Raw genomic sequence first — 22,969 nt, 5'->3', positions numbered from 1 at the left:
CAAGCGGATTAACCGATGCCCGGCGGCAGCTTTTCCTTACAGCGTCCGGGCCTTCGCCGATTCAGGGCGAAACACGGAGGATTTCGTAATATTTTCTTTACAGTGCGTAACGTGAATTTGCCAAACCAGATCAATGAGCGCGGCGACTGCAAATTGACGCGCACGCCATCCCACATCGGAAAAAGCCTTAGCTTTTTGTTTTCAGGTGATAAATTTCCGCTCTAAAAATAGAAAATAAAGTTCAGTAGAAAATAATCTAATTATTTTTTTGCACTTCAAAATCCCCTGAACTAGGTTTCCAGCCACTTGCCGGATGCCTCATCCGACAAGTACGAGGAGTGGATGAGCAGCCCTCGCAACCATCCCGTTCGCCGCTGTTGATCCGTTCCGCCAATGGACTGCTGTGCCCTATGTCATCTAGGAGAGTCACCATGCAAACACTGGAACAAGACCTGGAAACCGAACTGCAACTGGACGATTGGTTCGAAGCGGCAACCCACGATGCGGCCGTGGAAATGATGCAGGCCGAGGCGGTGGTGCCGTTCGGCACGGCGATGTGGCCGATGTAAGGCGCCCGGACCGGAGCAGGCCTCGCGCCTGCCCCGGTCACCTTTGTCCTCCAGGGAGGTTTTATGGACCAGACCCGCGCCATCCGCCATTTCCTGTACTACCTCGAACGCCATCCGGCCTTGAGCGGCGCCCAAGCATTGAAAGTGGTGATCGGCCATACCGCCGACTACCAGGCCATGGCCAACGCCATCATCGAACAATCGCGCCAGGCCACACCCCTGACTGTCAGCGCCCTGCGCCTGGACCTGGAGCCGGCCGAACGCCTCGCCCAGGCGATCATCGACTGTGACCTGTACATCTTCTTCTACGACTCCTCGACCCTGCCCCAGCCACGCCCCGATGGCCCGGAATTCCTCCGCCCCCTGCATGGCCTGATGGCCGAACACTGGAAGAAGTCCCTGCTGTTCAAGGATTACGGCGACTATTTCTACGACACCTTCAGCGTCGAGCCACAACGTATCGCCGACCTCAACGCCACCTTGATCCGGCGCCTGTCCCACGCCAGCACTCTGAGCTTCAGCGATCCCCAGGGCTCGTATTTCGAGGCGCCCCTGAACAGCGTGAAGAAGTGGACCGACATCAACGGCGTGGGCAATTACGACCTGGCACCGGGTGAGATCGCCACCCACAGCGATGCAATCAATGGCCATGTGAAATTCCTCGGCACCTTCCTCAGCACCATCCCCTTTGCTCGCAAATACGGGGTGCTGCAGACTCCGCTGGAGCTGTGGATCGAGAACTCCAGCATCCGCCAGGTCGCCACCCAGGTGCCCGGGCTGGCCAATGACTTCAACAAGTACCTGGACGCCAACCCGTCGAACCGACGCATCGAGGAGCTGGGGATCGGCACCAACGAAGGCATCAAGTCCTTGTACGGACGCAACTCCGGCTTTGAAGAGCGTCATTGCGGCCTGCATCTGGGGCTGGGAGGCGGAGCCAAGGGCAGCCACCACCTGGACCTGATCTTCAGCGCCGGCGTGCTGACGGTGGACAACAAACCAGTGTTCGACGGCCAGTTCGCCTTTTAACCTCTCTTGATACAGGAACCGGCTTGCCGCGGCGAAGGCGATCATGAGCCTTGCCCAAGGCTTGAGAGCCTATTCGCCGGCAAGCTCCGACGAAGCACCGGGCAAAAAAAACGCCAACCCGAAGGTTGGCGTTTTTTTGTCTGCGGGCCGAGGCTTATTCCGGCTTGCGACGACCGAAGCCAGGACGCTGGCCGCTACCGGCCGGGGCGCCACGGCGCTTGCCGGACGGTGCGTCCTTGTCCAGCACCAGGCTTGGGCGCTTGGACTTCGGTGCCGGCTTGGCTGGACGCTTGGTGTCCGCCGGACGCTCGGCTACTGGAGTACCACGGCCGCTTGCCGGACGCGGTGCACGTGGCGCGCGCTCGCCATCCTGACGGGCCGCCGGCTTGCGCCCTGGACGCTCGCCCTCGATCTGCGGCTCGCGGGACACCCGCGGATTGGCCGGTGCGCCATTGGCCGGACGCAGGGTGCGTACACGCTCGCTTTTGCCCACCGGACGCGAGGATTTACGCTGCATGCGCTCCAGCTTGTCCTTGGACTTGGCGTTGAGCTGTGGCAGCGCCACCGGGGTCAGGCCGACTTCGGCGCTGAGCACGTCGACTTCGTACTGGCTCATTTCGCGCCAGCGGCCCATGGGCAGGTCGGAGTTGAGGAACACCGGGCCGAAACGCACGCGCTTCAGTCGGCTCACCACCAGGCCCTGGGACTCCCACAAGCGACGCACTTCACGGTTGCGGCCTTCCATCACCACGCAGTGGTACCAGTGGTTGAATCCTTCGCCGCCGGGCGCCTGCTGGATATCGGTGAACTTGGCCGGGCCGTCTTCGAGCATGACGCCCGCCTTCAGGCGCTCGATCATCTCGTCATCGACTTCACCACGCACGCGCACCGCGTACTCGCGGTCCATTTCGTAGGACGGGTGCATCAAGCGGTTGGCCAGCTCACCGTCGGTGGTGAACATCAGCAAGCCAGTGGTGTTGATGTCCAGGCGGCCGATGTTGATCCAGCGGCCTTCCCGCGGACGCGGCAGCTTGTCGAACACGGTCGGACGGCCTTCCGGGTCGTCACGGGTGCAGATCTCGCCGTCGGGCTTGTTGTACATGATCACGCGGCGCACCGATTCGGCGGCCTCTTCGCGCTTGATCACCTTGCCATCGATGGAAATGGCGTCATGCAGGTCGACGCGCAGGCCGAGGGTGGCCTCTTTGCCGTTGACCTTGATCCGGCCCTGGCTGATCCAGGCCTCGACGTCGCGGCGCGAGCCGACGCCGATGCGGGCGAGGACTTTCTGCAGTTTCTCGCCGGCTGGACGGATTTCCTGATCGTTCTGATCGGTATCGCTCATCTGGGCACCTCCCGGTGTAGCGCTTCAGGCTAGAGCGGCCTGAAGACGTGAAAACAGGTTCTGTGGCGAAGGGATCGCCAAAGGGTCGCGAATCATACGCTCATGGCGGCGATTGCGCATCACAGACTAGTTGATAAGTCGCCGCCCGGGCTTTTTTCCGCCCGCCGGCGCCCCTTCTGCGCAAGCCGGCTTGCCGGCGAAGAGGCCCACACGCCTTGCACCTAAGCGGCCGACACCTTCATTGGCCAGCCAGCTACGGTCAGTCGTCCAGCAGACGGCGTTCGTTTTCGATCGCTTCGGCCAGGGCCAGGGCTTCGGCCTCTTCTTCACTCAATTCCGGCGCCGAAGGTTCCAGAGCCGCAACGGCAGCCAGCAACTTGGCTCGGGCCTCGGCAACGCCGAGCACATCGTCCTCGGCGTCAAGCAGCGGCTCCTCTTCGGGCTCGACCGCCAGTTCATCGGTGTCATCAGAGTTGTCATCAGAGTTGTCATCAGAGTTGTCATCAGGGACGGCAGCCTCGGTTTGCCCCTCAGGCTGATCGAACACCGGCTCCGGGTTCTCTGGCTCAACCGCGCCATCACGATGCAGGTCGTCGAAGTCGGTCTTGATTCCCTCCTCCATGGAGTCCAGCTCCAGCAACAGGCTATGGAAGCTGGTTTCTTCCTTGGGTTCCTCAGGCTCGGCGCTGGCATCGGCCAACTGCTGCAGGTGCTCGGGCACCGGCGCATCGTCGAACTCCAGCACCGGCTCGGCCTCGATCTCCCGCAATTCGGCCAGGGGCGGCAGGTCATCGAGGTTCTTCAGGTTGAAATGGTCGAGAAACGCCTTGGTGGTGGCGAACATCGCCGGTTTGCCCGGCACATCGCGGTAACCCACCACCCGAATCCACTCGCGTTCGAGCAGGGTCTTGACGATGTTGCTGTTGACCGCCACGCCGCGCACATCCTCGATCTCGCCGCGGGTGATGGGCTGGCGGTAAGCGATCAGGGCCATGGTTTCCAGCAGGGCACGGGAGTAGCGCTGCGGGCGCTCCTCCCACAGGCGGCCGACCCAGGGCGCGAACTTTTCACGGATCTGCAGGCGATAGCCGGAAGCCACTTCCTTGAGCTCGAAAGCCCGACCTTCGCAGGATTTGCCCAGCAGGGTCAGGGCCTTCTTGAAGACGGCCGGGTCCGGTCGCTCGGCTTCTTCGAAGAGCTCGAACAGGCGTTCCAGGGACTGGGGTTTTCCCGAGGCCAACAGAAAGGCTTCGAGCAGGGAGGCCAGCTCGCGGGGTTCATTCAGGTTCATGATTTAAGCTCGTTATTCGGCTCGCGCCCGTACGTGGATGGCCGCAAAGGGCTCATTCTGCACCAGCTCGACCAGGGATTCCTTGACCAGTTCGAGGATCGCCATAAAGGTCACCACCACTCCCAGGCGCCCCTCTTCTGCGGTGAACAGCTCGACAAAGGGCACGAAGCCACCGCCTTTGAGCCGCTCCAGCACATCACTCATGCGTTCGCGAGTGGACAAGGCCTCGCGGCTGACCTGATGGCTTTCGAACATGTCGCCACGGCGCAGCACCTCGGCCATGGACATCAGCAACTCTTCCAGGGCCACATCCGGCAGCAGCTTGCGCGCCCGGGCCTCCGGGGCATCGAGCTTGGGCACCACCACGTCGCGGCCGACCCGGCTCAGGCCGTCGATGCCTTCGGCGGCCGCCTTGAAGCGTTCGTACTCCTGCAGGCGGCGAATCAGCTCGGCCCGGGGATCATCCTCTTCTTCCTCGATCTCAGCAGAGCGCGGCAGCAGCATCCGCGATTTGATCTCGGCCAGCATCGCCGCCATCACCAGGTACTCGGCGGCCAGCTCCAGGCGCACCGACTGCATCAGCTCCACATAGCCCATGTACTGGCGGGTGATTTCCGCCACCGGGATGTCGAGGATGTTGATGTTCTGTTTGCGGATCAGGTACAGCAGCAGGTCCAACGGGCCTTCGAAGGCCTCGAGGAAGACCTCCAGTGCATCCGGGGGGATGTACAGGTCCAGGGGCATTTCCATGACCGCCTGGCCGTAGACCATGGCGAATGGCAGCTCCTGTTGGGCGCCGGCCTGCTCGTCGACGGTTTCCAGTACGGACATCTAGGCCTCGGCCATGAACGGCGCAGGGTCGCCGCAACCGACGCGAATCACTTCCGGCTCACCATCGGCCAGGCTGATCACCGTGGAGGACTCGGTGCTGCCAAAGCCGCCGTCGATGATCAGGTCCACCTGATGCTCCAGCAGCTGGCGCATTTCATAGGGGTCGCTCAGAGCCTCGGTATCGCCGGGCATGATCAGGCTGACGCTCATCAGTGGCTCACCCAGCTCGGCCAGCAGCGCCAGGGCAATAGGATTGCTCGGCACCCGCAGGCCGATTGTGCGGCGCTTGGGATGCAGCAGCAGGCGCGGGACTTCCCGGGTGGCGTTGAGAATGAAGGTGTAAGGTCCCGGCACATGAGCCTTGAGCAGGCGGAAAGTGCCAGTATCGATCTTGGCGAACAGCCCCAACTGCGACAGGTCACTGCAGATCAGCGCAAAATTGTGCTTGTCGTCCAGTTGACGCAAGCGCCGCACTCGTTCGATCGCGCCCTTGTCACCCATCTGGCAGGCAACGGCGTAGGACGAATCCGTGGGATAAATCACCACGCCACCGCCGCGAATGATCTCGACGGCCTGTTTGATCAGACGTGGCTGTGGGTTTTCCGGGTGGATCTGGAAAAATTGACTCACTGTCTCTACCTGTTCAGGCGGCAATAATTGGCTCATGTTTGAACCGACACCAAAGTGGCGGCAGGTCCTCCGGAACCGGACGATACTCGCCGATCTCGGACCAGCCTCCTGGGCCATGAAAGTCACTGCCAGCGCTGACCAGCAGTCCGAATTCACGAGCAAGGATAGCCAAACTGCCCACTTGCTCTGCAGGTTGGTGGCCATTGACTACTTCGATTGCATGGCCGCCGGCTTGAATATAGTCGGCAATCAAGCGACGGCGCTTGCTGCGGGTGAAATCGTAATGCCAGGGATGGGCCAGACTGACCCAGGCCCCCGCCTCGCGAAGGGTGCCGACGGTGTCTTCCAGTGTCGGCCAATGCTGTTTGACGTCTCCCAGCTTTCCCGCCCCCAGCCATTTGCGAAAAGCTTCGGCACGATCCTTCACAAAACCGGCACGTACCAGATAGTCGGCAAAGTGCGGCCGCGCCGGGGCATTGCCACTGTCCCCCAACTCCTGCTGGATCGCCCTGGCGCCTTCCAGCGCCCCGGGCATGCCCTTGAGGGCCAGCTTGCGGCTGATCTCCTCGGAGCGCAGCCAGCGCCCCTCGTGCAGTTTGTCGATGGCCGCCACCAGAGCCGGGGCCTGGGTATCGAATCCGTAGCCCAGCACATGAATAGTGGCACCGCCCCAGGTGCAGGACAGCTCGACGCCGTTGACCAACTGCATGCCCAGTTGCGCCGCTGCCTGACGGGCCTCCGCCAGGCCTTCGAGGGTGTCGTGGTCGGTCAAGGACAGGATTCGCACGCCTCTCTCGTACGCACGCGCAACCAGAACCGCAGGCGCCAGGGCGCCGTCGGAGGCCGTGCTATGGCAGTGCAAATCAACATTCACAGGACGATAAAACCTCAAGTCAGCTGGCGCTTTCGCTACCAAGGATGTTTGTTATTATGCCGCCACATCCTGCTTCTGGCTGCCACTGTGAAACAATTCATCGACTTCATCCCGCTGTTCCTGTTTTTCATCGTCTACAAAATCGATCCCCGGATCATCGACCTTGCCGGTCACGAAGTCAGCGTGGGCGGTATCTACAGCGCCACCGCAGTACTGATCATCAGCTCCCTGGTGGTTTACGGCGCACTGTTCATTTCCCAGCGCAAACTGGAAAAAAGCCAATGGCTGACCCTGATCGCCTGCCTGGTCTTTGGCAGCCTGACCCTGGCCTTCCATAGCGAAACCTTCCTTAAATGGAAGGCGCCGGTGGTCAACTGGCTATTCGCCCTGGCCTTTGCCGGCAGCCACTTCATTGGCGATCGCCTGTTGATCAAGCGCATCATGGGCCATGCCCTGACCCTGCCGGACCCGGTGTGGACCCGCCTGAACATCGCCTGGATCGCCTTCTTCCTGTTCTGCGGCGCCGCCAACCTGTTCGTCGCCTTCACCTTCCAGAGCATCTGGGTCGACTTCAAGGTCTTCGGCAGCCTGGGCATGACTGTATTGTTCCTGGTGGGCCAGGGCGTCTACCTGTCGCGCCACCTGCATGACGCTGATCCCACCACCCCGAAAACCGAGGACTGACATGCTTTACGCAATCATTGCCACAGACGTCGCCAACTCCCTGGAAAAACGCCTGGCCAACCGGCCGGCGCACCTGGAACGGCTGCAAGTGCTCAAGGACCAAGGGCGTGTGGTGCTGGCCGGCCCACACCCGGCGATCGACAGCAATGACCCTGGCGCCGCCGGCTTCACCGGCAGCCTGATCGTCGCCGAGTTCGACTCCCTGAGCGCCGCACAAGCCTGGGCCGACGCCGACCCCTTCGTGACCTCCGGCGTCTATGCCCATGTGCAGGTCAAGCCGTTCAGGCAATCGATGCCGTAAATCCTCCCTGACGCGATGAACCTTCACGGTTCATCGCGTTCTCAATCGCTCATTATTCTCGTTTGACGGCCGACAACCTGCCCAACACTCGATTGGAATCAGGAGTTTCGATGCGCCAAGGTCCGCTGTGCCTGCTGTTGGTCATGTTGTCGATCGGGGCTCCGGCCCTTGCCGAGGAAACCCAGGAAACCGGCCATTCCACGCCGCTGTCCCTGAGCGCCGGCAGTCAGATCACCGAGTTGCAGCAACGCTTGAAAGAAAGCGAACGCCTGCGTGAAGAGCTGAGCAAACAACTGCAGAGTGCCGATGCCGAACGGGAAAGCCCGCAGCTGACCCGCTTGCGCCAGGAGAACCAGCGCCTCAAGCTGCAACTCAAAGAGGCCCAGGCCAACCCGGCGCCACGCCTGCTGACCGACCAGCAGCAATGGTTCGTCACCGGCGGCGGCGTGGCCCTCATCGCCCTGCTCTGCGGTATCTTTGCCAGTGGCGGACATCGCAAGCGTCGACAATGGCTAAATTGAGTGATTCATGAGCGACCTGTTACTGATTGATGACGACCAGGAGCTGTGCGAGCTCCTGAGCAGCTGGCTCGGCCAGGAAGGCTTTCAAGTGCGGGCCTGCCACGATGGCCTGAGCGCACGCCGGGCCTTGTCGGAAATGGCCCCGGCTGCCGTAGTCCTGGACGTGATGCTGCCCGACGGCAGCGGCCTGGAGCTGCTCAAGCAACTGCGCAACGACCACCCCGACCTGCCGGTACTGATGCTCTCGGCCCGGGGCGAGCCCCTGGACCGAATCCTCGGCCTGGAACTGGGCGCCGACGACTACCTGGCCAAGCCTTGCGATCCTCGCGAACTCACTGCCCGCTTGCGCGCCGTGCTGCGCCGCAGCCACCCGGTGGCCACCTCCAGCCAGATGGAGCTGGGCGATCTGTGCTTCAGCCCAGTGCGCGGCGTGGTCAACATCGACGAACAGGACATCACCCTGACGGTTTCCGAAAGCCGCCTGCTGGAAGCCCTGCTCAAGCAGCCTGGCGAGCCCCTGGACAAGCAGGAGCTGGCGCAGATCGCCCTGGGCCGCAAGCTGACCCTGTACGACCGCAGCCTGGACATGCACGTCAGCAACCTGCGCAAGAAGATCGGCCCCCACCCCGACGGCCGCCCACGAATCGTCGCCCTGCGCAGCCGCGGCTATTACTACAGCCTGTGATTGCAATGTGCCCTGGCGCATTTGTCAGGGCCCGGAAATACCTTCTTTACCCAAGCTTTACCCTCCGCTGACTGCCGCTGACCTTGATCTGGGTAACCTGAACTCATCCGGAACTTACCGGGAATGAGACAAGGAGACACACCATGCGCAAGACCCTGATCGCCCTGATGTTCGCCGCCGCCCTGCCAACCGTGGCCATGGCCATGCCTGAAGGCAACGGCCCGATGGGTCCGATGGACGGCCCTCGGCACAGCGAACACATGCGCGGCAAAGGCCCCTTCAGCGAACTGGACCTGAGCCGTGAACAGCGTCAGCAGATCGGCAAACTGATGGGTGAGCAAATGCACGACCGCAAGGCCGTGGTGGAAAAGTACCTGGAGAAACTCTCGCCGGCAGACCAGAAAGCCATGAAGGATGAACTGGCCGCCAAACAGCAGAAAACCCAGGCCGACATCCGCGCCCTGCTCAAGCCCGAACAACAGAAAGAGTTCGACGCCATCGTCAAGAAACAAGAGGAACGTCGCGCCGAATGGGCCCAGTTCAAGGCCTGGAAAGCGCAACAACCGCAAAAAGCGCAATAATGCGTTAGCGTTCACCCTAATAGCCCAGTGGCCTCCCCCACTGGGCTTTCGCGTTCGAGGAGTTCCTGTGCGTTCATTGTTCTGGCGCATCCTGGCCAGTTTCTGGCTGGCCATCACCCTGGTTGCAGGACTGTCGATCCTGCTTGGGCACATGCTCAACCAGGACGCCTGGATTCTCAGCCGCCATCCGGGGCTCAACAGCCTCACCGCACAGTGGACGCAAACCTACGAGACCCAGGGCGAAGACGCCGCCCAGGACATCCTCCAGCAGCGCAAGCGCCAGTACCACATCGATGTTCAGGTACTCAACGAGAGCGGCGACCCGGTGGTACGCGGGACTTTCCCGCGCCGCGCGGCTGCCTTCGAAGCCCGGCAGAACAACGATGACCGCCACCTGCCCTGGCGCCGCCTGACAGCGGAATACACCAGCCCGACCACCGGCGACACCTACCTGTTCATCTACCGCATCCCCCATCCGGAACTGGATGCCTGGCATCGCGACAGCCTGACCTGGCCCCTCAGCGCCCTGGCCATTGCCCTGGTGGTGCTGACCCTGTTCAGCCTGCTGGTGACCCTGTCCATCACCCGCCCCTTGAGCCGCCTGCGCGGCGCGGTTCACGACCTTGGCCAGGCCACCTATCAGCAGAACAGCCTGGCGCGCCTGGCCAATCGCCGTGACGAGTTCGGCGTGCTGGCCCGAGACTTCAACCGCATGGGTTCACGCCTGCAGAGCCTGATCGGCAGCCAGCGCCAACTGCTCAGGGATGTCTCCCACGAACTGCGTTCGCCCCTGGCGCGCCTGCGTATTGCCCTGGCATTGGCGGAGCGCGCCGCCCCCGAAGAACGGGAGAGACTCTGGCCACGCCTGACACGGGAATGTGATCGTCTGGAGGCGCTGATCAGCGAGATCCTGGTGCTGGCTCGGGTCGATGCGGACAACGCCAGCGCCGAAGATGTCGACCTCAACGCCTTGCTGCAGGCCCTGCAAAAAGACGCGCAACTGGCCTGTCCCGAGCAGCAGGTCCAGATCACTGCCCAAGCGCAACTGAGCCTGCGGGGCTGGCCGACCATGCTTGAACGGGCGGTGGACAACCTGCTGCGCAACGCCCAGCGCTTCAATCCTGCCGGGCAACCGATCGAAGTCACGGCCCTGCGCCAGGGCGAGAAGATCCAGATCAGCGTGCGCGACCATGGTCCTGGCGTGGATGCCGAGCACTTGCGACAACTGGGAGAGCCGTTCTTCCGCGCCCCTGGGCAGAGTGCTCCAGGCCATGGCCTGGGGCTGGCCATCGCCCGCCGCGCAGCGGAACGCCACGGCGGCAGCCTGATACTGGGCAACCATCCCCTGGGCGGATTCGTCGCCACGCTGGAGCTGCCCCTGGTCCCGGGAGCCGTGGTGCAGGCCTGAATGCAACGCGGGCAAGCCGCCGCTGCGAGGTTCGACAGCAGCGGGCTTGCCCGCAAGGTACTCAGCTTTCGAAGGGGATAATCAGGCCCTGGCGGTCCAGGCGCTGACGAACTCGGCGGTGTCGACTTTCGGTGCGACCCGCGGTTCGTTCAGCGGCGTGCCCAGGTAAAGGAAGGCGATGATCTCTTCGCCGTCTGCCAGGCCGAGCCCCTTGGCCACATGGGGCGAATAGGACAACTCGCCCGTGCGCCATACCGCGCCGATACCCTGGGCATAGGCTGCCAGCAAAATACCGTGGGCTGCACAGCCCGCCGCCAGCAATTGCTCGGACTTGGGCACCTTGAAATGCTCCTGCAGCCGTGCCACGACCACGACCACCAGCGGTGCACGCAGCGGCATGGCCCGAGCCTTGTCCAACGCGGCCTGAGTCACTTCGCCGCCTTGCAGTTGTACCGCTTCGACCAGCAGTTCACCCAACTGGTCACGGGCTTCGCCTTCAACCGTGAGAAAGCGCCAAGGGCGCAGTTGCCCGTGATCCGGCGCCCGCAAGGCGGCAGCGAACAGTGCTTCGCGTTGCTGCGCTGTGGGGGCTGGCTCCACCAGGCGCGGCACGGAAACACGGTTGAGCAAAGCGTCGAGAGCCTCCATCGGCCACCTCCTGAAAAAAATGTCCGGCTATTCTAGCGGTATCTGCCGGCCGGGTGCCGGTTTACATGCCCTGCACCGCAGGTAGAATGGGCGCCCTTCTCATACCAGCCCGAGCGGAACACATGGCGTTGCCGACCTTAAGGATCATTGGTTTCATTATCGGCATCTTCCTCATCACCCTGGCCATCGCCATGGTGGTGCCGATGGCGACACTGGTGATCTTCGAACGCACCGGCGACCTGCCGTCCTTCCTCTGGGCCAGCATGATCACCTTCATCGCCGGCCTGGCTCTGGTGATTCCTGGCCGTCCCGAACATATTCACCTGCGCCCCCGGGACATGTACCTGCTGACGGTCTCCAGCTGGGTGGTGGTGTGTATCTTCGCCGCCCTGCCGTTCCTGCTGACCCAGCACATCAGTTACACCGACTCGTTCTTTGAAAGCATGTCCGGCATCACCGCCACCGGCGCCACCGTGCTCAGCGGCCTGGACAGCATGTCCCCGGGCATCCTGATCTGGCGCTCGATGCTGCACTGGCTGGGGGGGATCGGCTTTATCGGCATGGCGGTGGCGATCCTGCCGTTGCTGCGCATCGGTGGCATGCGCCTGTTCCAGACCGAATCTTCGGACCGCTCGGAAAAGGTCATGCCGCGCTCGCACATGGTGGCGCGCCTGATTGTCGCCACCTACGTGGGCATCACCATCTTCGGCAGCCTGGCCTTCTGGTGGGCCGGGATGAACATCTTCGATGCCATCAACCACGCCATGTCGGCGATCTCCACTGGGGGCTTCTCTACCTCTGACCAATCCCTGGCCAACTGGCAGCAACCGGCGGTGCACTGGGTGGCGGTGGTGGTGATGATCCTCGGCAGCCTGCCCTTCGCCCTCTATGTGGCAACCCTGCGGGGCAACCGCAAAGCATTGATCAAGGATCAGCAGGTCCAGGGCTTGCTGGGCATGCTCCTGGTGACCTGGCTGGTGCTCGGCACCTGGTACTGGTGGACCACCAACCTGCACTGGCTGGAGGCCCTGCGTCACGTAGCTCTGAACGTGACCTCGGTGGTCACCACCACCGGGTTTGCCTTGGGTGACTACAGCCTGTGGGGCAACTTCTCACTGATGCTGTTCTTTTACCTGGGGTTCGTCGGCGGGTGTTCGGGGTCCACGGCGGGCGGGATCAAGATCTTCCGCTTCCAGGTCGCGTACATTCTGCTCAAGGCCAACCTCAATCAGCTGATCCACCCCCGGGCAGTGATCAAGCAGAAGTACAACGGCCATCGCCTGGACGAAGAAATCGTCCGCTCGATCCTGACCTTCTCGTTCTTCTTCGCAATCACCATCTGCATGATCGCCCTCGCCCTGTCGCTGCTGGGCCTGGACTGGATGACCGCCCTGACCGGCGCCGCCAGCACCGTGTCCGGCGTGGGCCCGGGCCTGGGAGAAACCATTGGCCCGGCAGGCAACTTCTCCACCCTGCCCGACGCTGCCAAGTGGATCCTGTCCCTGGGCATGCTCTTGGGCCGGTTGGAAATCATCACGGTGTTCGTGCTGTGCATTCCGGCGTTCTGGCGTCATTGATCGAGCCCGGCAGCGCCAGCAACCGCGCCCGGTACTCTCCGGGCGTGACATCGAACCAGCGACGGAACGCCCGGAAAAAATTGCTCGGATCGGCAAACCCTAACAGGTAGGCAATTTCCAGCAAGGTCATGCGCGGCTGTGCCAGGTACTGTTCGGCCAGTTCGCGGCGGGTGTCATCGAGCAGGGTCTGGAAGCTGGTGCCCTCCTCCTGCAAGCGGCGTTGCAAGGTACGCTGGGACAAGTGCAGGGTCTGCGCCACCATCTCGCGCTTGGGCTCGCCCTGCGGCAGCAGACGGCACAGCACCTGCCGCGCCTTGTGGGTCACCCGGCTCTCGGAGAAACGCGCCAGGTATTCGCCGGCGAAACGATCGTGCAACAAGGCCATGGCCTCGTTGGCAGTCGGCAGTGGCGCTTCCATGTCGGCCCGCTCGAAAATCAGCGCATCAAAAGGCGCAGCGAACACCAGCGGCGCATGAAACATGTCCTTGTAAGGCTGCACATCCTGCGGTTGCGGCCCTTGCAACAGCACTTTGCGCGGCTGCAGGGCGCGCCCCGTCAACCAGCCACACAAGGCCAGGGCGCAAGCCAGCGAGGCTTCGGAGCTTTGCCGGGTAGGGGGCAGATGATCGCCATGCACCGTCAGAATCAGCGCATAACCCTCAGGTAAAAGACGGAAACTCAGGTCAGCACTTTCAGCAATGATCCGTTGATAACGCACCAGGCGCTGAAAGCCCTCTACCAGGGTGCGGCTCGACATCAGTGCATAACCGGCCACATGGAAGGACGCCGGACGAACCAACTTGCCCATGTTCAGGCCGATCGCAGGGTTGCCGGACAACTCGACCGCACGCTGCCAGAGCCGTGTCATCGAGTCTTGGGTGAAACGCGCGTCGGGGTCGTCGAGGGCGCCATAGTCGAGCCCTAACTGCAGGAACAAAGCGCGGCAATCCAGGCCGTCCATCTCCAGGGCCTTGACTATTCCCAAGGCCCAGCTCGCAGAAGTCGTTCGTTCGCTCATGAGGATTTCTTACATGATGAGCCGCATGCTACGGCCAATTTCACAAGGATACTAAAGTGGCGCCTATTGTCACTGGCCAGCGCTGCCAAGGACTCTAGACTCAAATAAGCTCCCCGCAGAACATCCGCTCACGAACAACAAGCACAGAGATCGCGGCCATGGAAAACATCCGACAGTTCAACAGCTTCGCCGAGTTCTACCCCTATTACCTGAGCGAACACAGCGACAGCACCTGCCGTCGCTTGCACTTCATCGGCACCAGCCTGGTGATCTTCCTCCTGGCCTTTGCCATCGGCAAAGGCGCCTGGCTGCTACTGCTGGCCTTGCCGGTTGCCGGCTATGGCTTTGCTTGGGTCGGGCATTTCTTCTTCGAGAAAAACCGCCCGGCCACCTTCCAGCATCCGCTTTACAGCCTGCTGGGGGACTTCGTCATGTACCGCGACATGATTCTCGGCAAGGTCCCTTTCTAGGCCCGGCCGGACAGCAAGCCGCCCCCTACAGCCACTGTGGTGACGGGACGCCGGCATAGACTCCAGCCCCGAGCGTCGCTGTACAAGGCGATGGAACAGGCCAGCCCCACCTGAAGCCTGATCGACAAGCCATCGCTCAGGCCGGCTCCGCCATCTTCAAGCGCTCGGCCTTGAGCTGGGCTTCCCGGGCCTGGGCCTCGGCCAGGCGATAGAGTTCGATGCTGCCGTCCCAGTGCTCGATCAGGGCTGTGCAGGACTCCACCCAATCGCCGCAATTGAGATAATCCACCTCGCCCACCTTACGGATCTCGGCATGGTGAATGTGGCCACAGACCACCCCGTGCAACTCACGCTTGACGCACTCGTGGGCAATGGCCTCCTCGAAGTCACTGATGAAACTCACCGCAGTCTTGACCTTGTGCTTGAGGTAGGCCGACAGCGACCAGTAACCGTAGCCATAGCGCGCCCGCCAATGATTGAGCCAACGATTGAGGGTCAGGGTGAACTCATAGGCCGAGTCGCCGAGAAAGGCCAGCCAGCGGTGATATCGCGTAATGACGTCGAACTGGTCACCGTGGATCACCAGCAGATGGCGGCCGTCAGCCGTGACGTGCACGGCTTCGTCCACCAGTTGGATGTTGCCCAGAATCAGCTTGGAGTAACGGCGCAGGAACTCATCGTGATTGCCGGTGACGTAGATCACCTCGGTGCCGCGCTTGCTCATGGTCAGCAAGCGGCGGATCACGTTGGTATGGGCTTGGGGCCAGTACATGCCGCCCCGCAGTTTCCAGCCATCGATGATGTCGCCAACCAGATAGATACGGTCGGCCTGATACCCCTTGAGAAACTGCGCCAGGTGTTGCGCCTGGCAATCCCGGGTGCCCAGATGCACATCGGAAATCCATAAAGTCCGTACCCGTTGCTTGCGGCTGGGCTTGGCGAGTTCGGCATGGGTCATGGACGCTCTCCGGGATTTTTTGCGAGCTTGCGCCGCAGCGATTAATAGCCCATGACAAAAATGCGGCAGTGCGATGACAACGCGAGCCCTCCGACCGCCGGTGTACACTGGCCGCCTGCCAAGGAGACCGTGATGGGATCTATCCTCACCCTGCGCCACTACACCCATGACCTGATCGCCCACAGCCACGAGCATGCGCAACTGGTGTTCGGCCTGCGTGGCCAGCTCCAGTTCGAAGTCGAAGGCCAGGGCAGCCAAGTGCAGCAGCAGAGCTTCGTGGTGGTGCCGGCCGGCGCCCGACATGTCTGCGGCAGCCCCAGCGGAAGCCATTGCCTGGTGTTGGACATACCCGGTGAACGCTGGGTGCAACAGTCTTTGGGCGAACATGCCGAGGCCAGCCGGCGTTTGCTCGATGCGCCTCGACATCAGGTCCTGGGGCCGAGCCAGAGCCGCCTGGTCAACTGGCTAGCGGACAGCCCGGTGGACGACCCCTTGATTGCCCAACAAGGCGCAGTCCTGCTACTGGCCAGCCTCAACCATTGCGCCGACAGCCAGCCTGGCGAGCGTCGTCTGCCCTATGCCGCCCTGAATGCCCATATCGATCGTCACGCCGCCCACCCCTTACAGGTGGCCGACCTGGCCCAGATAGCCGGGTTGTCCGCTGCCCGTCTGCATGCACGGTTCATCGCCGAGTGCGGGGCCAGCCCCATGGAGTACGTGCGACGCCGGCGCCTGCACATGGCCCTGGAACTGTTGCGCGGATCAGCCTTGCCCATGGGCGAAATCGCCAGCCGCGTGGGTTATAGCTCCCAGAGTGCCTTTGCCGCAGCAATACTGCGGCAGTACGGCCACTCGCCGCGCCAACTGCGCCAAGGAGCAGACGCTAGTCCCTCGACAAAAAACGCCAGGATCGCGACAGACCAACAGGTCGCCCGCCCCTAGACTGAGCCCATTACCGCCTAGGCTCTGTACGAAAAGTGTTGAGACGAAGGTCAGGCACGGCGAAAACGGTCGAGGAACGGCCGGGGTCGCGTTCGACTTTACGGGGTGTAAATGAGCATTCCGATCGGACTCGCGCACGAGACCGTTTTCAACGCAGCATCACCGAGTATCAAGGCTTTTTGTACAAAGCCTAAGGCCATTACTGCCCGTCTTGTGGCTAAGGATAGAGATGACTCCGCGTACCGCCCTTGGCGCCCTGCATATCGGCGCCCTGATGTTCGGCCTGACCGGTGTATTCGGTAAGCTCGCCGCCGCTTCGCCCGCGGTCATCGTCTTCGGCCGCGCAGCCTTTGCCGTGCTCGCCCTGGGCGTCTTCGCCCGTCTGGCCAGCAACACCCCCTGGCAGAAACTGGCCGCCACCGATTGGCAACGCCTGCTGCTCAGCGGCCTGCTGCTGGCCGGACACTGGGTTAGCTTCTTCGTGGCAGTGAAGGTCGCCGGGGTGGCTATCGCGACCCTGGGCTTTGCCAGCTTTCCGGCCTTTACGGTGATTCTCGAAGGCCTGCTTTTCCGCGAGCGGATCCGCGTCAACGAGATTCTGCTGGTGATCCTGGTGAGCATCGGCCTGGTGCTGGTCACCCCGGAATTCGACCTCGCCAGCCAGGCCACCACCGGCCTGCTCTGGGCCATGGGTTCGGGCCTGCTGTTTGCCCTGCTGTCCTTGAACAACCGCACCAGCTCCGGGCGTATTCCTGCGGTGCAGGCAGCCCTCTGCCAGAACGTGGTGGTCACCCTGTGCCTGTTACCGGTGGCAGCCCCCGAGCTTGGCCAGGTGCGGGCCATGGATTGGCTGTGGATCAGTCTGCTGGGGATTTTCTGCACCGGCCTGGCCCACAGCCTGTTTGTCGCCAGCCTGGCGGTGATCAAGGCACGCACCGCGGCGGTGGTCTTCACCCTGGAACCGGTCTACGGGATCACCGTGGCCTGGCTGCTGTTCGGCGAGAATCCGACGCTGCGCATGCTGATGGGCGGAGCCTTGATCATCGTTGCCATCGTGGTTTCAAGTCGCCTGTCGATGGGCTCAGGCAGCAAGGCTGCCACGGCTGAAGCCGGCTCTCACTGAGTACGATCGTTGTGGCCCAGGTTGCGCTCCGGATCGATCTGGTCGCGCACCCGTTGCTTGAGTACCTTGGCCTCGGGAAAACCGCCATCGGCCTTGCGCTCCCAGATCTGCACGCCATCGCAGGAAATGCGGAACGTGCCACCGGTAGCAGGCTCCAGAGACACTTTGCCCAAGTCATCGCTGAACGTGCTCAGCAACTCCTGGGCCAGCCAGGCGGCTCGCAACAGCCACTGGCATTGGGTGCAATAGGTGATGACCACTTCGGGTTTACGTTCAGTCATGGTACGGCCGACTCCTGAGTTCAAGGGCGTCGCTATAATAGCCGGCTTTATCGTCCGTCCCCGAGAACCACGATGCGCCGCCTGCTGTCCTGCCTGTTCCTCTGCCTGCTACCCCTGCTCGCTCAATCCAGTGAAGCGCCGCGACCGAAAATCGGTCTAGTGCTGTCCGGAGGTGCTGCCCGTGGCATGGCGCATATCGGCGTGCTCAAGGCCCTGGAAGAGCAAGGCATCCGCATCGACGCGATTGCCGGCACCAGCATGGGCGCGGTGATCGGCGGGCTCTATGCCTCGGGCTACAAGATCGACGAGCTGGAAAAACTGGCTCTGAACATCGACTGGAGGCAAGCGCTGTCCGACGCTCCGCCCCGGGAAGACGTGCCCTTCCGGCGCAAGCAGGACGATCGGGATTTCCTGGTCAAGCAGAAACTCAGCTTCCGTGACGACGGTAGCCTGGGCCTGCCACTGGGGGTGATCCAGGGCCAGAACCTGGCGTTACTGCTGGAAAGCAAGCTGGCGCACGCCAGCGATACCCGGGATTTCGACAAGCTGCCCATTCCCTTCCGGGCCGTGGCCACCGACATCGCCAGCGGCGAAAAGGTGGTGTTCCGCAAGGGCCACCTGCCCCAGGTGATCCGCGCCAGCATGTCGATTCCGGCAGTGTTTGCGCCGGTGGAGCTCGATGGTCGGCTACTGGTGGACGGCGGCATGACCGATAACATTCCCCTGGACGTCGCCCGAGACATGGGAGTCGACATCGCCATTGTGGTGGACATCGGCACGCCGCTGCGCTCGCGCAAGCAACTCAACACCGTGGTCGACGTGCTCAACCAGTCCATCACCCTGATGACCCGGCGCAATTCCGAGGAACAATTGGCGACGCTGCACAAGGACGACGTACTGATCCAGCCGTCGTTGTCGAGCTTCGGCGTCACCGACTTCGGTCGAGCCCAGGAGGTGATCGACGCCGGTTATCGCGCCACCCGTATCCTCGACGCCCGCCTGGCGCGCTTGCGTGCGACCCAACCACAGGATGCGCAACTGGCCGCCGCGCGCCTGCCCAGCCAGCGCACGCCGATCATCAGCGCAATCAAGGTGGAGAACGACTCCAAGGTCAGCGATGAGGTCATTCGCTACTACATCCGCCAACACATCGGCGAACCCCTGGACCTGGGCCGCCTGGAAACCGACATGGGCACCCTGTACGGCCTGGACTTCTTCGAACAGGTGCAATACCGCGTGGTGCACAAAGGCCAGGACAACACCCTGGTGATCAGCGCGCGGGGCAAGCGCAGCGGCACTGACTACTTGCGCCTGGGCCTGAACCTGTCCGATGACATGCGCGGCGACAGCGCCTTCAACATCGGCGCCAGCTATCGCATGAACGGTATCAACAGCCTCGGCGCAGAATGGCTGACCCGGGTGCAGATCGGCGACCGGCAGGAAATCTACAGCGAGTTCTATCAACCCTTGGATGCCGGTTCACGCTATTTCATTGCGCCGTTTATCGCTGCCCAAGCACAGAATGTCGAGGCAGTGCTGGATAACGATCCGATCGCCGAATACCGCCTGGAACGCTACGGCCTGGGCCTGAATCTGGGGCGGCAGATCGGCAACAGCGGCGAAGTGCGTTTCGGTGTGGGCGAGGCCTGGGGCAAGGCCGATGTGCGGATCGGCGATCACGACCTGCCCAGCGAGAACTTCAATGAGGGTTATTACCAGCTGCAGTACTCCTTCGACTCCCTGGACAACGTCTACTTCCCCCACTCCGGTGAAGACATCGGCCTGACCCTGCGCCAGTTCGAACCGAGCCTGGGTTCGGACAATCGCTACCGACAGTGGGAATTCAAGCTCGACAAGGCCTTGAGCAGCGGCCCCAATACCTTCGTACTGGGAGGGCGCTATGGCCGAACCCTGGACAATGCCGATGTCGTGACCTCCAGCTTCCTCCTGGGAGGCGCACGACAGTTGTCCGGCTTCCGTCAGGATGCCCTGTCCGGGCAGAACATCACCCTGGCCCGCGCCGTGTACTTTCGCCGACTCACACCACGCTCCTACCTGCCACTGGATTTCCCGCTCTACCTGGGCGGCTCACTGGAACGCGGGCGGGTGTGGAACAACGACAACGCCTTCGACAGCGGCTATATCAATGCCGCGAGCATCTTCCTGGGCTTCGACACCCCGCTGGGCCCATTGAACTTCAGTTACGGCTTCAACGACGACAACCAGAAGGCCCTGTCGCTGAACCTTGGCCAAACCTTCTGACAGGCGCACAAATGCCGCACCGGACGGTGCAATCAGCAGGATTCAGGGGACACGAAAATAGGACGAACCGGGGTCAGGCAACCCCGGCTGAAGGCATCAGGATTTTTCCAGATTAGCCAGGATGCGCCCATGAACGCGCATGCAGACCCGCAGGTCTTCGTCGTCGACGCCAATGAACAATTCATGGCGCAAGGCAGTGGCGATGGTCTCGATCTGCTCGATCAAGGGCCGCGCGGAAGGACAGAGGACGATCTTCTTCGCCCGGCGATCTTCCACCACCGATTGGCGCTGGACCAGGCCCTGGGTTTCCAGGCTATCCAACAACCGAGCCAGGGTTGGCCCTTCTACGCCAACGCTTTGCGCCAGCTCACGCTGGGTTGGCGCGTCTTCAAAACGGGCCAGATGCAGCAGCACCAGCCAGCGGGCCTGGGACAGGCCAAGCCCGGCCAGGCGGCGGTCCAGTTCGGCACGCCAGCCGCGAGACATATGCGCCAGCTGCATACCAAAACGGTGTTCATCGGTTAACGGCATAAAACACTCATGATCAGACTGAAAATAAAGAAAAACTAATTATTAGTCAGCTAAGCATGACCCTTGCCAGGAGGCAAGGCCTCTAAGGGACTGAATCGTTACAACATTGACGCACCCCTTCACATTTCAAACTCCGACTGCAGCGCGGCACGCACGCAGTACAAAACACCTTCGGGGACTCGTCCGGCAAACACTTGGCTGATCTCGACCACGGGCGGCAGTTCGCCCTCGCCGTCGAGGAAGGCGTCCTGGATTTCCCCCAGCAAGTCCTCCGGAAGATCCAGCGCCTGCTCCAGGGACAGTTGCTGCTTGCCAATGGCTTCGGCCAGCAAGGTGTAGACGTTCTTTTCCGTGCACTGCAGTTGCCCGGCAATCTGCACCGGGGTCATCCCGGCACGGGCCAGGGTAATCAGCTCGTGGCGGATATCGGCGACCACCTTCGGCGCCTCGACACCGCCCCCCAGCACTTCGAGGAACGCCGCGCCATAACGCTCCAGCTTGCGCGCACCAACACCACTGACCTCGGCCATTTCCGCCATGGAGCCAGGTTGGCTGCGAAGCATCTCCAGCAAGGTTGAGTCGGGGAAAATGACATAGGGCGGCACCCCATGCTCTTCCGCCAGCTTGCGCCGCAGGGCTCGCAGCGCCTCCCATTGCTCGCGCTCCTCGCCACGTACCAGTTGGCTGGCCTGGCTGGTGCTGCTCTTGGGGGTGCTTTGCGGCTTGAGATCGCGTCGCAGCTCCAGGGTTACCTCGCCCTTGAGCAAGGGCCGGCACGTGTCGCTCAAACGCAGACCGCCATAACCTTCAAGGTCGATGTCCGCCAGCCCGCGAGCCACCAGTTGGCGGAACAGAGAACGCCATTCGCCTTCGCTACGAGCCTTGCCGACCCCGAACACCGACAAGTGCTGATGACCGAAGCTGCGGACCTTTTCGGTGTCCTTGCCCAGCAACACGTCCACCAGATGACCGACACCATAACGCTGACCAGTGCGATAGATGGCCGACAGTGCCTGGCGCGCCGGCTCGGTGGCGTCCCAGGTTTGCACGCCATCGACGCAGTTGTCGCAATGGCCACAAGGCTGGGGCATGTCCTCATCGAAATAGGCCAGCAATGTCTGGCGCCGGCAGCGGGTTTCCTCGCACAGGGCCAGCATCGCATCGAGCTTGTGCTGTTCAAGACGCTTGTGGCGTTCGTCGCCTTCGGAGTTCTGCAGCATCTGCTTGAGCATCAGCACATCTTGCAGTCCGTAGGCCATCCAGGCGTCCGCCGGCAGGCCGTCACGGCCGGCACGACCGGTCTCCTGGTAGTACGCCTCCAGGGACTTGGGCAGGTCCATGTGGGCCACAAACCGCACGTTGGGTTTGTCGATGCCCATGCCGAAGGCAATGGTTGCCACCATGATCAGGCCTTCCTCATTGAGGAAGCGTTTCTGGTGATAGGCGCGCAACTCGTTGGGCAGGCCAGCGTGATATGGCAGCGCGGTAAAGCCCTGTTCACAGAGGAAGGCCGCCACTTCGTCAACCTTCTTGCGCGACAGGCAATAGACGATCCCGGCATCGCTGCGCCGCTCGTTGAGGAAGGCCTGCAACTGCTTGCGCGGCTGTTCCTTGGGCACGATGCGATAGAAGATGTTCGGTCGGTCGAAGCTGGAAAGAAAACGCTCGGCGTCCCGCAAGTGCAGGCGATTGACGATCTCTTCCCGGGTACGCTTGTCGGCGGTGGCGGTCAGGGCAATGCGCGGCACGTTCGGGAACATTTCCGCCAACTGCCCCAACTGCAGGTATTCAGGACGGAAGTCATGCCCCCACTGGGACACACAGTGAGCTTCGTCAATGGCGAACAGAGCAATATCGAGGTTCTGCAGAAACGCCAGCATACGTGGCTGAACCAGGCGCTCCGGGGCCAGGTAGAGCATTTTCACCTCGCCGCGACGAATACGCGCCGCCAGGTCACGCTGCTGCTCGGCGCTCAAGGTCGAGTTCAAGGCGGCGGCCGCAACTCCGAGTTCCTCAAGGGTGGCCACCTGATCGTCCATCAACGCGATCAAAGGCGAGACCACCACCGCCAGGCCTTCGCGAAGCAGGGCCGGAACCTGGAAGCACAGCGACTTGCCACCGCCGGTGGGCATCAGTACCAAGGCATCGCCGCCGCTGGCCACGCGCTCAATGATCGCACCTTGGCGACCACGGAAACTGTCGTAGCCGAAGATGTCCTTGAGGACGCGTTGAGCCTGTTCGAGCATGAAAAACTCCAAAAATCGCCGATTTCCCTGGATGCAGACTGGCCGAAAAGTCGGCGTGGTTCACCGACAAATGCGTTAGCGGACTTGTCCGCACTTGCCGTCGGGCCTGCAGGGCATCACAAAACGCGCGAGTATACCCGAGCCCTTCCCGGCAGAGGGCGCCG

24 protein-coding genes are annotated in these 22,969 nt (G+C 62.3%); 13 read left to right on the top strand and 11 right to left on the bottom strand.

What is annotated here, in order from left to right:
- Window positions 1-431: 431 nt before the first annotated feature.
- Both DWF74_RS30485 and DWF74_RS24015 read left to right on the top strand, forming a co-directional pair.
- Window positions 432-569, top strand: coding sequence for a hypothetical protein (locus DWF74_RS30485; RefSeq protein ID WP_162884115.1), 138 nt, complete (start codon window positions 432-434; stop codon window positions 567-569).
- Window positions 570-632: 63 nt separating this feature from the next.
- A complete protein-coding gene (locus DWF74_RS24015) occupies window positions 633-1,598 on the top strand; it encodes a leucyl aminopeptidase (RefSeq protein ID WP_115581850.1) in 966 nt (321 codons plus the stop codon).
- 154 nt (window positions 1,599-1,752) lie between these two features.
- Here the strand turns inward: DWF74_RS24015 and rluB are convergent, their stop codons facing one another.
- The 5 genes from rluB to DWF74_RS23990 all read right to left on the bottom strand — a co-directional run bounded on the left by rluB (window position 1,753) and on the right by DWF74_RS23990 (window position 6,569).
- Window positions 1,753-2,943: a 23S rRNA pseudouridine(2605) synthase RluB gene (gene rluB / locus DWF74_RS24010; protein ID WP_102864064.1), complete on the bottom strand. Its 1,191-nt coding sequence runs from the start codon at window positions 2,941-2,943 to the stop codon at window positions 1,753-1,755.
- 259 nt (window positions 2,944-3,202) lie between these two features.
- Window positions 3,203-4,234, bottom strand: a complete 1,032-nt coding sequence (scpB, locus tag DWF74_RS24005) for an SMC-Scp complex subunit ScpB (RefSeq protein ID WP_115581849.1) — start codon at window positions 4,232-4,234, stop codon at window positions 3,203-3,205.
- Between the two features lie 12 nt (window positions 4,235-4,246).
- Window positions 4,247-4,945 (bottom strand): segregation and condensation protein A, encoded by a 699-nt coding sequence (locus tag DWF74_RS24000; protein WP_170001339.1) that lies wholly within the window; start codon window positions 4,943-4,945, stop codon window positions 4,247-4,249.
- A gap of 120 nt (window positions 4,946-5,065) precedes the next feature.
- The gene (locus DWF74_RS23995) at window positions 5,066-5,695 is read right to left on the bottom strand and encodes an L-threonylcarbamoyladenylate synthase (RefSeq protein ID WP_102864113.1); all 630 of its coding nucleotides are present in this window, start codon (window positions 5,693-5,695) and stop codon (window positions 5,066-5,068) included.
- A 13-nt stretch (window positions 5,696-5,708) separates the two neighbouring features.
- Window positions 5,709-6,569, bottom strand: coding sequence for a PHP domain-containing protein (locus DWF74_RS23990; protein ID WP_102864067.1), 861 nt, complete (start codon window positions 6,567-6,569; stop codon window positions 5,709-5,711).
- Between the two features lie 87 nt (window positions 6,570-6,656).
- Here DWF74_RS23990 and DWF74_RS23985 point away from each other — a divergent pair, with 87 nt between their 5' ends.
- From DWF74_RS23985 to DWF74_RS23960, 6 genes are all read left to right on the top strand, one after another.
- A complete protein-coding gene (locus DWF74_RS23985) occupies window positions 6,657-7,253 on the top strand; it encodes a septation protein A (protein ID WP_115581848.1) in 597 nt (198 codons plus the stop codon).
- Between the two features lies 1 nt (window position 7,254).
- Window positions 7,255-7,554: a YciI family protein gene (locus DWF74_RS23980; protein WP_102864069.1), complete on the top strand. Its 300-nt coding sequence runs from the start codon at window positions 7,255-7,257 to the stop codon at window positions 7,552-7,554.
- Between the two features lie 110 nt (window positions 7,555-7,664).
- A complete protein-coding gene (locus tag DWF74_RS23975; RefSeq protein ID WP_102864070.1) occupies window positions 7,665-8,075 on the top strand; it encodes a translation initiation factor 2 in 411 nt (136 codons plus the stop codon).
- A gap of 7 nt (window positions 8,076-8,082) precedes the next feature.
- Window positions 8,083-8,760 carry a response regulator transcription factor gene (locus tag DWF74_RS23970; RefSeq protein WP_102864071.1) on the top strand — a complete coding sequence of 226 codons (678 nt, stop codon included), beginning with the start codon at window positions 8,083-8,085 and terminating at the stop codon, window positions 8,758-8,760.
- Between the two features lie 143 nt (window positions 8,761-8,903).
- A complete protein-coding gene (locus DWF74_RS23965; protein ID WP_102864072.1) occupies window positions 8,904-9,341 on the top strand; it encodes a Spy/CpxP family protein refolding chaperone in 438 nt (145 codons plus the stop codon).
- Window positions 9,342-9,408: 67 nt separating this feature from the next.
- Entirely contained in the window at window positions 9,409-10,749 is a 1,341-nt protein-coding gene (locus DWF74_RS23960; RefSeq protein WP_102864073.1) for a sensor histidine kinase, read from the top strand.
- 81 nt (window positions 10,750-10,830) lie between these two features.
- On the opposite strand, the gene DWF74_RS23955 is transcribed toward DWF74_RS23960, so the two are convergent.
- Window positions 10,831-11,397: a nitroreductase family protein gene (locus tag DWF74_RS23955; protein ID WP_102864074.1), complete on the bottom strand. Its 567-nt coding sequence runs from the start codon at window positions 11,395-11,397 to the stop codon at window positions 10,831-10,833.
- A gap of 122 nt (window positions 11,398-11,519) precedes the next feature.
- Between DWF74_RS23955 and DWF74_RS23950 the strand changes: the two genes are divergently transcribed.
- Window positions 11,520-12,974 (top strand): TrkH family potassium uptake protein, encoded by a 1,455-nt coding sequence (locus tag DWF74_RS23950; protein WP_102864075.1) that lies wholly within the window; start codon window positions 11,520-11,522, stop codon window positions 12,972-12,974.
- On the opposite strand, the gene DWF74_RS23945 is transcribed toward DWF74_RS23950, so the two are convergent.
- Entirely contained in the window at window positions 12,931-13,992 is a 1,062-nt protein-coding gene (locus DWF74_RS23945; protein ID WP_102864076.1) for an AraC family transcriptional regulator, read from the bottom strand. The genes DWF74_RS23950 and DWF74_RS23945 overlap by 44 nt on opposite strands.
- Before the next feature lie 158 nt (window positions 13,993-14,150).
- Here DWF74_RS23945 and DWF74_RS23940 point away from each other — a divergent pair, with 158 nt between their 5' ends.
- Window positions 14,151-14,462: a DUF962 domain-containing protein gene (locus tag DWF74_RS23940; protein WP_025132224.1), complete on the top strand. Its 312-nt coding sequence runs from the start codon at window positions 14,151-14,153 to the stop codon at window positions 14,460-14,462.
- Window positions 14,463-14,598: 136 nt separating this feature from the next.
- On the opposite strand, the gene DWF74_RS23935 is transcribed toward DWF74_RS23940, so the two are convergent.
- Window positions 14,599-15,420 carry a UDP-2,3-diacylglucosamine diphosphatase gene (locus DWF74_RS23935; RefSeq protein WP_102864077.1) on the bottom strand — a complete coding sequence of 274 codons (822 nt, stop codon included), beginning with the start codon at window positions 15,418-15,420 and terminating at the stop codon, window positions 14,599-14,601.
- A gap of 132 nt (window positions 15,421-15,552) precedes the next feature.
- Here DWF74_RS23935 and DWF74_RS23930 point away from each other — a divergent pair, with 132 nt between their 5' ends.
- Both DWF74_RS23930 and DWF74_RS23925 read left to right on the top strand, forming a co-directional pair.
- Window positions 15,553-16,362, top strand: coding sequence for a helix-turn-helix transcriptional regulator (locus DWF74_RS23930; RefSeq protein ID WP_102864078.1), 810 nt, complete (start codon window positions 15,553-15,555; stop codon window positions 16,360-16,362).
- Between the two features lie 229 nt (window positions 16,363-16,591).
- Entirely contained in the window at window positions 16,592-17,485 is an 894-nt protein-coding gene (locus DWF74_RS23925) for a DMT family transporter (RefSeq protein ID WP_102864079.1), read from the top strand.
- Here the strand turns inward: DWF74_RS23925 and DWF74_RS23920 are convergent.
- A complete protein-coding gene (locus DWF74_RS23920) occupies window positions 17,479-17,766 on the bottom strand; it encodes a SelT/SelW/SelH family protein (RefSeq protein ID WP_102864080.1) in 288 nt (95 codons plus the stop codon). The two genes, DWF74_RS23925 and DWF74_RS23920, sit on opposite strands and share 7 nt — an antisense overlap.
- 72 nt (window positions 17,767-17,838) lie before the next feature.
- Between DWF74_RS23920 and DWF74_RS23915 the strand changes: the two genes are divergently transcribed.
- Window positions 17,839-20,028 (top strand): patatin-like phospholipase family protein, encoded by a 2,190-nt coding sequence (locus DWF74_RS23915; protein WP_102864081.1) that lies wholly within the window; start codon window positions 17,839-17,841, stop codon window positions 20,026-20,028.
- A gap of 96 nt (window positions 20,029-20,124) precedes the next feature.
- On the opposite strand, the gene DWF74_RS23910 is transcribed toward DWF74_RS23915, so the two are convergent.
- Together DWF74_RS23910 and recQ are read right to left on the bottom strand one after the other, a co-directional pair.
- Window positions 20,125-20,559, bottom strand: coding sequence for a MarR family transcriptional regulator (locus DWF74_RS23910; protein ID WP_102864082.1), 435 nt, complete (start codon window positions 20,557-20,559; stop codon window positions 20,125-20,127).
- Between the two features lie 119 nt (window positions 20,560-20,678).
- Window positions 20,679-22,805, bottom strand: a complete 2,127-nt coding sequence (gene recQ, locus DWF74_RS23905; RefSeq protein WP_102864083.1) for a DNA helicase RecQ — start codon at window positions 22,803-22,805, stop codon at window positions 20,679-20,681.
- Between the last annotated feature and the right edge of the window lie 164 nt (window positions 22,806-22,969).

It is taken from the genome of Pseudomonas protegens (assembly GCF_003363755.1).
Lineage (GTDB): Bacteria > Pseudomonadota > Gammaproteobacteria > Pseudomonadales > Pseudomonadaceae > Aquipseudomonas > Aquipseudomonas danubii.
This window is presented reverse-complemented; position numbering and strand designations above follow the sequence as displayed.